13 protein-coding genes are annotated in these 14,334 nt (G+C 63.6%); 7 read left to right on the plus strand and 6 right to left on the minus strand.

Annotation, left to right across the window (positions count from 1 at the left end; all coding sequences use genetic code 11):
• Window positions 1–35: 35 nt before the first annotated feature.
• From D9R08_RS17450 to D9R08_RS17470, 5 genes are all read left to right on the plus strand, one after another.
• The gene (locus D9R08_RS17450; protein ID WP_121899360.1) at window positions 36–722 is read left to right on the plus strand and encodes a type 1 glutamine amidotransferase; all 687 of its coding nucleotides are present in this window, start codon (window positions 36–38) and stop codon (window positions 720–722) included.
• Complete coding sequence (locus D9R08_RS17455; RefSeq protein WP_121899362.1) at window positions 715–2,070, plus strand: glutamine synthetase family protein; 1,356 nt, start codon at window positions 715–717, stop codon at window positions 2,068–2,070. The genes D9R08_RS17450 and D9R08_RS17455 overlap by 8 nt, the downstream gene beginning before the upstream one ends.
• A 5-nt stretch (window positions 2,071–2,075) precedes the next feature.
• Complete coding sequence (locus tag D9R08_RS17460; RefSeq protein WP_121899363.1) at window positions 2,076–3,365, plus strand: NAD(P)/FAD-dependent oxidoreductase; 1,290 nt, start codon at window positions 2,076–2,078, stop codon at window positions 3,363–3,365.
• Window positions 3,366–3,461: 96 nt separating this feature from the next.
• Window positions 3,462–4,658 (plus strand): DegT/DnrJ/EryC1/StrS family aminotransferase, encoded by a 1,197-nt coding sequence (locus D9R08_RS17465; protein WP_121899430.1) that lies wholly within the window; start codon window positions 3,462–3,464, stop codon window positions 4,656–4,658.
• Between the two features lie 106 nt (window positions 4,659–4,764).
• Entirely contained in the window at window positions 4,765–6,132 is a 1,368-nt protein-coding gene (locus D9R08_RS17470; protein WP_121899364.1) for an aminotransferase, read from the plus strand.
• Window positions 6,133–6,204: 72 nt separating this feature from the next.
• Here the strand turns inward: D9R08_RS17470 and phaR are convergent, their stop codons facing one another.
• From phaR to phaC, 3 genes are all read right to left on the minus strand, one after another.
• On the minus strand, window positions 6,205–6,762 hold the full coding sequence (phaR, locus tag D9R08_RS17475) for a polyhydroxyalkanoate synthesis repressor PhaR (protein ID WP_121899366.1): 558 nt from the start codon (window positions 6,760–6,762) through the stop codon (window positions 6,205–6,207).
• A gap of 171 nt (window positions 6,763–6,933) precedes the next feature.
• Window positions 6,934–7,377 (minus strand): phasin family protein, encoded by a 444-nt coding sequence (locus D9R08_RS17480; RefSeq protein WP_121899368.1) that lies wholly within the window; start codon window positions 7,375–7,377, stop codon window positions 6,934–6,936.
• Between the two features lie 138 nt (window positions 7,378–7,515).
• The gene (phaC, locus tag D9R08_RS17485) at window positions 7,516–9,309 is read right to left on the minus strand and encodes a class I poly(R)-hydroxyalkanoic acid synthase (RefSeq protein WP_407690618.1); all 1,794 of its coding nucleotides are present in this window, start codon (window positions 9,307–9,309) and stop codon (window positions 7,516–7,518) included.
• A 129-nt stretch (window positions 9,310–9,438) separates the two neighbouring features.
• Between phaC and phaZ the strand changes: the two genes are divergently transcribed.
• Window positions 9,439–10,707: a polyhydroxyalkanoate depolymerase gene (phaZ, locus tag D9R08_RS17490; protein ID WP_121899371.1), complete on the plus strand. Its 1,269-nt coding sequence runs from the start codon at window positions 9,439–9,441 to the stop codon at window positions 10,705–10,707.
• 12 nt (window positions 10,708–10,719) lie between these two features.
• Complete coding sequence (locus tag D9R08_RS17495; protein ID WP_121899372.1) at window positions 10,720–11,286, plus strand: DUF6151 family protein; 567 nt, start codon at window positions 10,720–10,722, stop codon at window positions 11,284–11,286.
• A gap of 11 nt (window positions 11,287–11,297) precedes the next feature.
• On the opposite strand, the gene D9R08_RS17500 is transcribed toward D9R08_RS17495, so the two are convergent.
• From D9R08_RS17500 to D9R08_RS17510, 3 genes are all read right to left on the minus strand, one after another.
• Complete coding sequence (locus tag D9R08_RS17500) at window positions 11,298–12,005, minus strand: alpha/beta fold hydrolase (RefSeq protein WP_199709427.1); 708 nt, start codon at window positions 12,003–12,005, stop codon at window positions 11,298–11,300.
• Window positions 12,006–12,059: 54 nt separating this feature from the next.
• On the minus strand, window positions 12,060–13,196 hold the full coding sequence (locus D9R08_RS17505) for a cobalamin-independent methionine synthase II family protein (protein WP_121899374.1): 1,137 nt from the start codon (window positions 13,194–13,196) through the stop codon (window positions 12,060–12,062).
• A 158-nt stretch (window positions 13,197–13,354) separates the two neighbouring features.
• A complete protein-coding gene (locus D9R08_RS17510; protein WP_121899375.1) occupies window positions 13,355–14,320 on the minus strand; it encodes a cupin domain-containing protein in 966 nt (321 codons plus the stop codon).
• Between the last annotated feature and the right edge of the window lie 14 nt (window positions 14,321–14,334).

Raw genomic sequence — 14,334 nt, forward strand, 5'->3', positions numbered from 1 at the left:
TAGCTTCACGTCACAATATCGAACGGGCACCCCCAATGATCCTCGGCATCCTGCAAACCGGCCACGCCTCTGACGAGATCCGGCAAACCCACGGCGATTTCGACAGCATGTTCCGGCGGCTTCTCGACGGGCACGGCTTTGACTTCCGCGTCTTCAACGTGGTCGATATGGAGTTTCCCGACGGCCCCGCCGCCGCCGACGCGTGGCTCGTGACCGGCTCCAAACACGGCGCTTACGAGGATCATCCGTGGATCCCGCCGCTGGAAGAGTTGATCCGCGCCATCCGCGCGGCGGAACGGCCCATGGTCGGCATCTGTTTCGGCCATCAGGTCATCGCACAGGCCCTTGGCGGCCGGGTGGAGAAATTCGCCGGCGGCTGGTCCGTCGGACGGCAAAGCTACCGCATCGGCGGGAAAACCTTCCATCTCAACGCCTGGCATCAGGATCAGGTCGTCGACCTGCCAGCGGGGGCGGAAGTGCTGGGCCAGTCGGATTTCTGCGCCAATGCGGTGCTGGCCTATGGCCCGCGGATCCTGACGGTGCAGCCCCATCCAGAATTCGACGCCGCGATCATGGCCGGTCTCATCACCCATCGCGGGCCCGGTATCGTACCGGAGGACCAACTCACGCAGGCCGCCGCCGATCTGCCGCAACCCAACGACGCCGCCGATATTGCCCTGATGCTGGCCGAGGTGCTCAAGAAGGCCCGGGTCGATGCATGAGTTTCTCGACAAGCTGCCCGAGACCGCACAGGCCTATCTGAAAGGCCGGACGCTGGACGAGGTCGAATGCATCGTCTCCGATCTGGCCGGGATTGCCCGTGGCAAGGCGATGCCGGGCGCCAAATTCGCCAAGCAAAGCCATTTCTATCTGCCCAATTCGATCTTCTTCCAGACGATCACCGGGGATTGGGCGGATGCCGCACCCGATGGCTTCACCGAACCCGATATGATCCTCACACCGGATTTCGACACCGCCACCCCGGCCCCCTGGACCGCGGACTGGACCCTTCAGGTGATCCACAATATCGACGATCAGCAGGGCCGGCCCGTACCCTACGCTCCCCGGAACGTCCTGAAACGGGTGGAGGCGCTCTACAACGCCAAGGGATGGCAGCCGATCGTGGCGCCCGAAATGGAGTTTTTCCTCGTCGCGCCCAATACCGATCCCGGGCAGGCGATCAAACCGCCCATGGGCCGCTCGGGCCGGCCCGCCGCCGCCCGGCAGGCCTATTCGATGTCCGCGGTGGATGAATACGGCCCCGTGATCGACGATATCTACGATTTCGCCGAGGCGCAGGGGCTGGAAATCGACGGCATCCTGCAGGAAGGCGGTGCCGGCCAGATCGAACTGAACCTGCGCCATGGCGACCCGGTGCGGCTGGCCGACGAGATCTTTTTCTACAAACGCCTGATCCGCGAGGCGGCCCACCGCCATGGCTGCTATGCCACCTTCATGGCCAAGCCGATCGAGGGCGAACCCGGCAGCGCGATGCATATTCACCATTCGGTGGTGGATGCCGAAACCGGGGCCAATATCTTCTCCGCCGCGGACGGGGCCGAAACCCCCGCCTTCGGCCATTTCATCAGCGGCATGCAGCGTCACCTGCCCTCGGTCATCGCGCTTCTGGCGCCCTACGTGAACAGCTACCGCCGCTACGTCCCCGATTTCGCCGCGCCCATCAACCTTGAATGGGGCCGTGACAACCGCACGACCGGCATCCGCATCCCGATTTCCGATCCGGGCGCGCGACGCGTCGAAAACCGGCTTCCGGGGATGGACTGCAACCCCTATCTCGGCATCGCCGCCTCGCTCGCCTGCGGCTATCTCGGCCTGACGGAAAGGCTGGATACCGGTCCCGAATACACCGGCGATGCCTATGATGCCGACGATGCGATCCCGCGCGGGCTTGACGCCGCGCTGGAACTGTTCACTGCGAACACCGCGATGGCCGAGGTGCTGCACCCCGATTTCGCCCGCGTGTATGCAGCCGTCAAGGCCTTGGAATACAAGGAGTTCCTGCAAGTGATCAGCCCGTGGGAGCGGGAGCATCTTCTGCTTAACGTCTGAGCGCGATGGATCTGCTTTTCGCCAATGACCGGCAGGGCGCCCTCCCGCCAAGCTGGTATGCGGAGGTCACCCCGCCGCTTGCGCCCTTCCCCGCGCTCCGGGGCGAGACGCGCGCCGATATCTGCATCGTCGGCGCGGGTTTCACCGGTCTGTCGGCCGCGCTGCATCTGGCTCGCGCGGGCCGTTCCGTGGTTGTGCTCGACGCCCATCGCGTGGGCTTCGGCGCATCGGGGCGCAATGGCGGGCAGGTTCTGGGCGGCCAGCGTCTGGACCAGATCGCACTGGAGCGGATGGTGGGCCGGGACGACGCCCGGAAGCTCTGGCAGATCGGGCTCGACAGCGTCCGCATCGTCCGGGATCTTATAGAGGAAGGTGAGATCTCCTGCGACCTGCAATCCGGCGCGCTGCATGCGGAATGGCAGGCAAAGGGCGTCACCGAAAGCCATGACTATGTCGCGTATCTGGCGCGGCATTACGATTATACGCAGGCCGAGCCTCTGGATGCCGCGGGCCTGCGCGGCTACGTCAACACGAATGTCTATGCCGGCGGCGTCATCGACCATGTCTCCGCCCATCTGAACCCGCTGGCCTATGTGTCGGGGCTGGCCCGCATGGCCTCTGCCGCGGGCGTCACGATCCACGAGAAAAGCCACGTCCGGCAGGTCGCTCCGGGCCATGTGACAACCGAAGCCGGTACCGTGCGCGCCGGTCAGGTGGTTCTGGCCTGTAACGGCTATCTGGGCGGCCTGCACCCCCAGACCGCGGCCCGCGTCATGCCGATCAACAACTTCATCGTCGCCACCGCGCCGTTGCCCCGGGGTGCGGCCCTGCACAGCCGCATCTGCGCCGCCGACAGCAACTTCGTGGTCAATTACTATCGCACCACAGCCGACAACCGGCTGCTTTTCGGGGGCGGCGAAAGCTACGGCTACCGGTTCCCGCGCGACATCGCCGCGCTGGTCCGCAGGCCGCTGGCGCGGACCTTCCCCCATCTGGCAGATGTGGAGATCACCCATGCCTGGGGCGGCACGCTGGCCATCACCATGAACCGGATGCCGCATTTCGCTCAAACCCGTCCGGGCCTCTGGTCGGCCTCGGGCTATTCCGGCCACGGGGTCGCGATGGCCACGCTGGCGGGCCGGATGATCGCCGAGGCCATTCAGGGCCAGACCGACCGGTTCGATGTCATGGCCCGCGTGCCATCGCCCCGTTTTCCCGGCGGCGCGGCACTCAGATGGCCCCTGCTCGTCTCCGCCATGACCTGGTACGGGTTGCGCGACAAATTGGGCATCTGATCGCGGAAAAACGCGCCAGGGGCGCTGCCCCGCTGGATTTCCCCGCGCTTTGCATGTAAAGAAAACTGAAATAGGAGTTTTCGAAAAGGTGAAATGATGGCCCTCGCCCCCAATGTCTACGACGCCGAACCGATCCCCGAGGCCGCCCGCGCCGAGATCGACCGGCTCCTGCAATCCGGCGATCTCTTTCGCTACACCGCCCCCGAAGACGCGCCCGTGGCCCTGCTGGAGCAGGAATTCGCCGCACTCATGGGCTCCAGATACGCGCTTGCCGTCTCCTCCTGCTCGGCCGCGCTTTTCCTGTCGCTCTGCGCACTGGACCTGCCCAGGGACGCCCGTGTCCTGATCCCGGCCTTCACCTTCGCCGCCGTGCCCTCCGCCATCGTCCACGCCAATTGCCGGCCCGTCCTGGTCGAAGTCGGCCGGAACTATCGCATCGACATGGATGATTTCGCCGCGAAACTGCCCGGGGCCGGTGCGGTCATCATCTCTCACATGCGTGGCCACACATCGGACATGGACGCGATCATGGCGCTCTGCGATGAAGCCGGCATCCCCGTGATCGAGGACGCCGCGCATTCGCTCGGCACGCTCTGGAACGGGCGCAAGGTCGGCACCATCGGGCGGGTCGGCTGCTTCAGTTTCCAGTCCTACAAGCTGGTCAACGCGGGCGAAGGCGGCATTCTGATCACCGATGATGCCGATCTGGTTGCCCGTGCGGTCATCATGTCGGGCGCATACGAGCATAACTGGAAGAAACATGCCGTCCTTCACGAGGCCTTCGCCCGCTGGCAGAACCGGCTGCCGCTCTACAATATGCGGATGCAGAATCTCAGCGCCGCAGTGATCCGCCCGCAATTGCCGGAGGTGGCCCGCCGGGTACGCGATGGCCGGGCCAACCACGATTACGTGGCTGCCGCGCTGAACTCCTCGCCATGGCTGAACGTGCCTGACGCCTTGCCGCCGGAAGAGCGCGCACCCGATTCGATCCAGTTCAACCTGCAAGGCTTCGACCATGATGCGGATGCCCGCGCCTTCGCCGATGCCGCCGCCGCGCGCGGCGTGAAAGTGCAGGTATTCGGGCTCAGCACCGACAATGCGCGCGCCTTCTGGAACTGGCACTTCATCCCCGGCGATACGCCCGAACTGCCGCAGACCCGCGCGATGCTGATGCGCGCCTGCGACGTCCGGCTGCCCGCCCGGCTGCAAAGGGCCGAGCTTGACTTCATCATCGGTGCCCTGATCGCCGCGGCGGAGGATATCATGGGCGAAAGCCGCGCCTACGGCACCTGAGGGCAAGGAACGTCGCGGCCCGGCGGGGTTCCCGGTCACAAGGGTGATTGCGGGCCGCGCCGGGCAGGTCTAGCGTGGCGCAAACGCCAATTCGGGAGCCCCTCCGATGAACGACCACGCGCCCAACTCCTGGGAAGCCCGGGCCGCGCAATACGCGCTTTACGGCTTTACCGATCTGCCCTCGGTCCGCGATCGCGGCACGGTCGTCGTGACCCATGGCGAGGGGCCCTACATCTTCGACACCAACGGCAAGAAGTATCTCGACAGCAATTCGGGCCTCTGGAACATGGTCGCCGGGTTCGACCACAAGGGCCTGGCCGAAGCCGCGAAGGCCCAGTATGACCGTTTCCCCGGCTATCACGCCTTTTTCGGGCGCATGTCCGACCAGACGGTCGCGCTGTCGGAGACGCTGGTCAATGTCTCGCCCTTCCCGCGTGGCAAGGTGTTTTACACCAACTCCGGGTCCGAGGCGAATGACACGCTGGTCAAGATGCTGTGGTTCCTCAACCGCGCCGAAGGCCGGCCGCAAGCCACCAAGATCCTGACCCGGAAAAACGGCTATCACGGCGTTACGGCCGTCTCCGCCTCGATGACGGGCAAACCCTATAACGAAGTGTTCGGCCTGCCCCTTGACGGGTTTCTTCACCTGACCTGCCCGCATTACTGGCGCGAGGGGCGCGACGGCGAAAGCGAGGCGGAGTTCACCGCCCGTCTGGCCGCCGAACTGGACGGGGTGATCGACCGCGAAGGCGCCGACACGATCGCGGGCTTCGTGGCCGAGCCGGTCATGGGCGCAGGCGGCGTCATTCCCCCGCCCGAAGGGTATTTTCAGGCGGTCCAGGCGGTCCTGCGGCGCCACGGCATCCCGCTGATCTCGGACGAGGTGATTTGCGGATTCGGCCGGACGGGAGAGATCTGGGGCGCGCTCACCTATGATTTCATGCCCGATGCGATCATCAGTTCCAAGAACCTGACCGCAGGATACTTCCCGATGGGCGCGGTGATCCTCGGGCCCGATCTCAGCGACCGGATGCAGGCCGCCATAGACGAGATCGAGGAGTTCCCCCATGGCTTCACCGCCTCCGGCCACCCGGTCGGCTGCGCGGTGGCGCTGAAAGCCATCGACGTGATCCTGAACGAGGGCCTGATGGACCGGGTGCGCGAAGGCGCGCCGCGCATGCAGGCCGGGCTGAGCGAGATCGCCGGACATCCCAATATCGGCGAACTGCGCGGCATCGGCTACATGTGGGCGCTGGAAGCGGTACGGGACCGCGACACCAAGACACCGTTCGAGGCGGCCTTGTCGGTCTCCGAGCGCATCGCAAATACCTGCACTGATCACGGGCTGATCTGCCGGCCGCTCGGCCAATCCGTCGTACTTTGCCCGCCCTTCATCCTCACCGATGCGCAGATGGATGAGATGTTCGGGAAACTGGATGCCGCGTTGAAGCAGGTTTTTTCGGAGGTCGCCTAAGGGCGGGGCACCTGCATCCGCCCTCAGGCAGATGCCGCGCCGCCCGGATCAAGCCGCCGGAACAGGGTGGCCCTACATCTTCGACAGCTTGCTTTGCAACTCGGCCAGTTGCTTCTTGATCTCGTCGAGCTCTTCCGAGGGTGCGGTGTCGGCTTCGTCCTCCTCTTCCGGTGCCGGGCCGCTCCACTGGTTGCCCAGACCGCCGGTCATCGCCTTGAAGAACGCCTCTTGCTGCGCGCGCATCGTATCGAATCCCGGCATGTTCACCATCGGATTTATCGCGGCCATGTTCTCGACCATCTTCGATTGCCCGTCTTTCAGCATCTCGAATGACATGGCCAGAAAATCGGGCACCACGCTGCGCGCCTGGGTCTGATAGCTGCGGACCAGATCGGTCAGCACCGCAAGCGGCAGAACATTCTCCCCGCGGCTTTCATGTTCGGCAATGATCTGAAGGAGATACTGGCGGGTCAGGTCGTCGCCGGATTTCAGATCGACGATCTTGACCTCGCGGCCTTCGCGGATGAAGCCGGCGATATCCTCCAGCGTCACGTAGTCCGAGGTTTCGGTATTATAGAGCCGTCTGCTGGCATAGCGCTTGATGAGAAGCGGTTCTGCGGTTTTTGCCATGACACAAGTCCCTTCCCTGCAGTGCAGCATAGATCAGCCTACGCAGTTGCAGAAGAAAAGCAATCACCGGATTTCTTATACAAGAAAAGGGCGGGCCCGTTTCGGAGCCCACCCTTCCAGATCACACCGATGGGGAGGACATCGGCGTGTCGCGTTGCCGCGTCTGATCGCTTACTTCGCGGTCGCTTTTTTGGCGGCCGTGGTCACGTCTGCGGTGGCTTTCTTCACGGCTGCGGTGGCTTCTTCCGAAGCTTCCTTGCCCGCGGCCATCATCAGCTCGACGGTTTCCATCTGCACTTTTTTCGCGACTTCGGCGAAAGCGGCCATGTTCTCGGCGGCCATCTCTGCCTGTGCCGATGCGAAATCGGTCAGGGATTTGGTGTAGTCGGTCGGCTCGTCCTTGACGGCGGCGACGTCACCCATCTTGGCGATGGTGTCTTTGGTCCATTTCGAGGAAATCTCGGTGGATTTCTCGGCGGCTTCCAGAGCCACTTTGGACATACGCTCGCCGAGTGCGGCGGAGGTTTTGAACGCGTCGTTCATTGCGGACATGTCCATCGGGTAGGCGGACATCATTTCGCTGACGTATTTGGTGAAATCGTTGGTCTTTGCCATTGGTCTAGTCTCCTGTCATCCCCTGTGGCGGGGCGCTTTGCTGCGGATGAACATGATATAGATGCTGCAGTGCGGCATTGCAAGCATTTTCTGCACTGCAGCATAGACTTTCGCTGGACCCGGTTTCCTTAAGGGAAATCAGCTATTTGTCTTGGCCAGAACATAGGTTCCCGGGGCGGGCGCCAGAACATCATACCCCGACTCACCCGGAATACGCGCCTTTATCTGCGTGCCCGACCGCTTTTTCAGCCAGGTTTCCCAGCGCGGCCACCACGACCCTTCGTGATAGCTTGCGGCCTCCAGCCAGGCTTCGGGCGCGCCGCTCACCTCCGGGTTCATGTAATGACCGTATTTCTTCTTGGAGGGCGGGTTCACGATCCCCGCGATATGGCCCGATTCCGACAGGATGAAGGTCTTGTCCTTCGATCCCATCTGCACCACGCCGCGGAAACTGTCCTTCCATGCGGCGATATGGTCCGTCTCGCAGGCAATCGCGCAGACGGGCACCGTCACCTCCGACAGATGCACCGTTTCGCCCAGAACCTCGAAGCCCTCGCCCGCCAGCCCGTTGCCCTGACACAGGCCGCGCAGATACTGCATCGCCATCTTGCCCGGCAGGTTGGTGCTGTCGCCATTCCAGTAAAGCAGATCGAAGGCCGGAGGCGCCTCTCCCATCATGTAGCTGCGCACCGCGGGGCCATAAACCAGATCGTTGGCCCGAAGGAAACTGAAGGTCTTGGACATGTAATAGCTGTCCAGTATCCCCTCGTCGGCCACCTGCCGTTCGATCGCGTCGACGAAATCGTCCTCCAGAAAGACGCTGAATTCGCCCTGATTCGAGAAATCGGTCAGCGTGGTGAAGAATGTCGCCGATTTCACCGACCTGTCGCCCTTCTTCTTCAGATAGGCCAGTGTCAGGCTCAGCGTCGTGCCCGCGATGCAGTAGCCGATCGCATTGACCTGTTTTTCACCGGTGATCTCGCGCGCAACGCGGATCGCCTCCAGATACCCCTCCTCGACATAGGTCTCCATCGCGACATCTGCGTAAGTTTCGTCGGGGTTCTTCCAGCTTACCACGAACAGCGTATAGCCCTGATCGACGATCCAGCGGATCAGGCTGTTCTGCGCCTTGAGATCGAGAATGTAGAATTTGTTGATCCATGGCGGGAAGATGACAAGCGGGGTCTTGTGCACCTTTTCCGTGGTCGGCGCATACTGGATCAGCTCCATCATCCGGTTGCGGAACACCACGGCGCCCTCCGCGGTGCCGATGTTTTCGCCCACCTTGAAGGCGTTCGGATCCGCCAGCGTGGGCAGCACTTCGCCATGGTGGCTCTCGATATCGCGCACCAAATTTTCCAGCCCCTGAACGAGGCTCATGCCATCGGTTTCCACCGCGCGTTCCAGCGCGTCGGGATTGGTGGCCAGATAATTGGTGGGCGAGAACAGGTCGATGATCTGCTTGGAGAAGAACTCCACCCGCTTCTTGTCCTTGTCATCCAGGGTATCGAGCTCCGAAACCGCCTTTTCGATCGCGGCCGAGGAGATCAGATATTGCTGCTTGATGAAGTTGAAATAGGGGTGCGTCTTCCACATCGGGTTGGCGAAACGGCGGTCGTCGGGGGTGTGATCCTCGGGCGCCGCCAGATGCCCCTTGGCCAGTTCCTGCTGCGCTTCCATGAAATGCGTCAGCGTCTGGCCCCAATACTGCACCTGCTGTTCCATAAGCTTGGCGGGGTTGGTCATCATTTCGCGCATATATGCGGTCCCGGCCTTCAGATACAGATCCTGCCCCGGACCCTGCAGCCCTGCATCCGCCGGCTCCCGCGCGGAGATCGCGGCGACCATGCGTTTGCTCAACTCTTCCATTTTTGCGAGGTTCTCATTCAACCGATCCAGGTTCTCGCCCATCTCGTTTTCCTCCCCGTTCATCCCGGACATTGCTTGCTTTTACCCCTCAAATGCTGCATGTGCATTCATAGCGATGCCGCGGTGAGGGGGCAAAGCGACGAATAGACCCGAACCCGTCGCGTTCCGGGCGCATCTTGGCTGGAGAGCAGTATGAAGTACCTTCTCACCTATGATTTCATGGAATCCATGCGTGTCACCAACCAGTGGCTGGGCTCCACCGCGCGGGCCATGTGTTCCTATCCGCAACTCGGGCTCATCGCGAATCCCGCGATCCAGATGACCGCCGCCTGGGGCGAGGTGATGGAGCGCAGCTTTGCCCGCATGGTCGTCAAGCCCGACTGGAACATCCATTCCATCGCCGGCGATGACGGGCGCGACCATTCGGTCATCGTCGAAACCGTGGTCACGCGCCCCTTCGGCGACCTGATCCGCTTCAAGGTACAGGGACGCGCCCCCACCGGCCGCAAGGTCCTGCTTGTGGCGCCAATGTCCGGTCACTATGCCACCCTCCTCCGTTCCACTGTCATAAGCCTGCTGCCCGATTGTGACGTCTATATCACGGATTGGCACAATGCGCGCGACATTCCTGTCAGCGCCGGCAAATTCGACATCGAGGATTACACACTTTATCTGGTTGATTTTCTGCGCGAAATGGGGCCCGACAGCCACGTGATCGCGGTCTGCCAGCCGGCGCCGCTCGCCCTCGCCGCCACTGCCTATCTGGCCGAGGAAGACCCCGCGGCGCAACCCCGCAGCCTGACGCTGATCGGCGGCCCGGTGGACCCGGACGCGGCGGCGACAGATGTCACCGATTTCGGCAACCGCATCACCATGGGACAGTTGGAGCGCCACATGCTGCAACGGGTCGGCTTCAAATATGCCGGCGCCGGCCGCATGGTCTATCCCGGCCTGCAACAGCTCTCCAGCTTCATGGCGATGAATGCCGACAAGCACAGCAAGGCCTTCACCGACCAGATCCTGCGCGTGGCCAAGGGCGACGCCTCTGACCATGACAAGCACAACAAGTTCTACGACGAATATCTCGCGGTGATGGATATGACGGCGGAGTTCTATCTTTCCACCGTCGAGCGGATCTTCAAGGAACTGGAGATCGCGCAGAACCGCTTCACCGTCGCGGGCAAGCTGGTCGATATCGGCAAGATCACCACGGTTGCGGTGAAAACCGTCGAAGGCGGCAAGGACGATATCTCCGCACCCGGTCAATGCGTGGCCGCCCTTGATCTCTGCACCGGGCTGCCGGCCAGCAAGAAGGCCAGCTATATCGAGCCCGAGGCTGGCCATTACGGGATCTTCGCAGGCAAGAGCTGGCGCAACAACATCCGCCCGCTTGTCCTTGATTTCATCGATGCGAATTGCGATGTGCCGAAGACGCCGATCAAGGACATGGCGGCAGAATAAGGAACCAAACCGATGTCGGATCTTCGGTTCTCCTGCACCTGCGGGGCTCTGACGGGCCACCTCATGGATGCCAGCCCGCGCGCCGGGGCGCATGCCATATGCCATTGCGAAGACTGTCGGCGCACGCTGGCATATTACAATATCCCGCTGGCCGCGGATGAGGGCGTGGGGCTGTTCCAGACCAATCCCGACAATATCCGCATCGACACCGGGCGCAGATATCTCGGCCTCATGCGCCTGTCGCCGCGCGGCCTGTTCCGCTGGTATGCGTCTTGCTGCAACACCCCGCTTTTCAACTCCTCCACAAGACCGCGCTTTCCCTTCAGCAGCGTGCTGACCCGCAACATGATCGACACCGACCCGCTCGGGCCGGTCGTGGGGCAGGTGTTCAAGCGCGGCCCCAACGGCAAGACACGCCACGAGGGCATGGGCCGTCTGGTTGCGGGGATGATGCTGCGCACCGGTTCGGCGCTCGTCACCGGCAAATGGCGCCAGACCCCGTTTTTCAACGTCGAAACCGGGGAGCCCGTGGCGACGCCGGTGATTGCCCCCAGGGATGCGGGCCGCGCGGGCTCCTGACCCTGATCGGCTCAGGCCCCCTCGGCCAGCCATATCCGCAACGCCGCCGTGGTGGCCTTTGGCTGTTCCAGCGTCGGCAGGTGGCCCGCGCCTGCGATAATCTCCAGCCGGGCCCGCGGGATCAGATCGGCCATGAATTCATGCCGCCGCACCGGGCATAGCGCGTCATATTCGCCGCACAGCACCAGCGCGGGCACCGAAATGCGCCGCAGCACCGCCTGCTGGTCGGATCGCCGCTGCAACGCGCGCGATTGCGCCACGAACACGTCAGGGCCCAGAGTGCGGGCCATCTCCACCACCAGATCCAGCACATCCTGCCGCACCGGCCCGGGGGCCAGATAGCCGGGCGCCACCTCGTCGCGCATCACCTGTTCCAGCCGGCCGGACTTGGCCGCCACGATATGCGGCTCGCGCGCGGCGGCCACCGGCGGCGTTTCCGCCAGCGGGTTCGTATCAAGAAGCGCGATCCGGCACACCCGCTCCGGCGCGCGACGATAGATTTCCATCGCCACGATCCCACCCATGGACAGCCCCGCCAGCGCAAACCGGTCCGGCGCAGTGTCAAGAACCTGCGCGGCCAGCCTCTCGATATGCTCGGCGCCGGTGATCGGGGCCATATGCACCGCGCGGTCTGCGGAAAACGCCACCATCTGCGGCCACCACAGCCGCGCGTCGCACATCATCCCCGGCAGCAAGACCAGCGGTTCGGTCACCGACATTCCCTTCCTCTGGCCTGAAAGCCCCCGGTCCGGGGGCTCCGGCGGGGTTCGGCCTCACGCGGCCCCGATCCGCGCCCCGGCCAGGGCCGCACCGGCGCTCAACGCCGCCAATTTGGCATAGGCAATCTCCGGGTCAACCGCTCCGAAGCCCGCAAACGTACCGAAACCGCAATCGCTGCCCGCAATCACCCGCTCCGCCCCCACGATCTGCACAAATCGCCCGATCCGCTCGGCCACCAGTTCCGGGTGTTCCACGAAATTCGTCGTCGTATCCACCACCCCGGGCACGAGGATCTTGTCGTCCGGTATCTCCGCCGCCCGGTCCCGGAAGACGGCCCATTCATGGGCATGGCGCGGGTTCGAGGTTTCGAACAGCAACTGGCTTGCCGCCACCCTCATGAAGGTGGAGAATACCGTGTCCATCGGAATGTCGCAGATATGCGGCCCCTCGTAATTGCCCCAGCAGATATGCACACGCACCCGCGCCGGGTCGATGCCCGTCAGCGCATGGTTCAACGCCTCCACATGGCCCTCGGCAATCTTCACGAACTCCGCATCGGTCAGATCGGCGAACAGCATGTGCCGCGACAGGGCCAGATCCGGGCAATCCAGTTGCAACATCAGCCCGGCATCGACGATCGTCCGGTATTCGTCGCGCATCGCATCGGCAAGGGCGGCCAGATACGCCTCCCGCGTCGGGTAGAAGTCGTTTTGCAGGAACAGCGAAATCACCCCGGGCGAGGCCGCGTTCATGAACCCTTCGCGTGCCCCGTGTTCGGCCATTCCCGCCTTGAGATTGGCGATGTCCTTCTCCAGCTCCCCCTGTCCTTTCGAACGCACCTCTCCCACGCACATGGGCCGGGCATAGCTGGGTGTGCCGCCGTCCCGCTTCAGGCGTTCCAGAAAGCCAGGGAACAGTTTCAGATCGGCCGGCGCGTTGCGCGGACTGTCGCCGTCGAACCCGGTATAGCGATCCTTCACATAGGTCGCGTAGGAGATCTTGGAGGTCTCCCCGTCACTCACCAGATCGATCCCCGCCGCCACCTGCCGGCGCACGGTTTCCGAACAGGCCGCCGCCATCGCCGCGTCGAACGCCGCCCGATCGTACTCCTCACCCCTCTCGCGGGCGAAAATGAAATCCACCACATTCTGCGTCCGTGGCAAGCTGCCCACATGGGTCGTCCTGATCATCCATCATCTCCTTCGGTCCGGGCTGTCCACGTCCCGGGTTTCGCGCCCCCGCCCCGCGCGCGGGGTCTCATGCCCGCCCTACCGGTCGGTCACAGGCCTGGTCCGTGGCGCCGGAATTGATATACCATTGTTATACCTTCGGGCCGCGCGCATGGCTGCTACCGGGTCCATGTCTTACCTGCCGGATCATCCGTGCCGACCACGTGATAGAGGCTTGCCTCTCCGGTCATCGCGGGCACTGCCGCATGGTCGAGGTTCTCCGGCACGCTCATCGTGTCGCCCGGCGCGAGCGTCACGCTGCCGCCTTCCCATGTCACGCGCCAGTGGCCCCGCACCGGCATCAGAACGCTTGGTCTGTCATGGGAATGCATCGTCGCGCCGGCCGATGCGCGGGTGATGAAATCCACCTCGAATCCCGGCCTGTCCCGCAACCGGCCATGCTCGCCGATCACCTTCGCGGGTGCCTTGTCCGCCAGCGCGGTCAGATCCCAGTATCGCGCGACGCATACGGGCACGACCTCGTCGGCTTCGGGTTCGGGGAACGCCGCGAGCTCCGCCTCGCTCAAGACCGGCATCGGTGCCACACCATCGGGCAGATCCTGCCCCAGCTTGGTGTCATAAAGCCTGCCGTTTTCACCCAGCACCAGCCCATGTTCTCTTGCATCTTCAATGACCTGCGGCGCCCAGATCACACCGCCGCCGGCATCGTCGCCACCCAGGATCGCCATGACCATCCCGTAATCCGTGCCGATGTTTTCAAATCCGCGAAAGATGCCCGTGGGGATGTTGAAAATGTCGCCCTCTTCCAGCACCACCCCGCCCGCATCGCCCCGCCGGCCCCAGAAGAACCTCCAGCGGCCTTTCAGGACGAAAAACACCTCCGCCGTGCGGTGGGAATGCAGGGAGTTCCGGCAGTTCGGCGGCTGACCCGCGGCACCGATATTGAACCCGTGCGGGATCTGGATATGCACATGCTGGTCGGGGCTTTCGCTGACACCGCCGCCGATGATCGTGAAATTCTCCTTCTGGTCGCTGCCCGGCGTGTGGGCGTCGATGAAGGCGGTCCTGCAGGGTCTCAGCTCACCATAGCGCACAATGCGCGAGGCCATGTCTCGGGGGGTCATATGCTCACCTGCTC

This window comes from Rhodophyticola porphyridii, from assembly GCF_003688285.1.
GTDB classification, from domain to species: domain Bacteria; phylum Pseudomonadota; class Alphaproteobacteria; order Rhodobacterales; family Rhodobacteraceae; genus Rhodophyticola; species Rhodophyticola porphyridii.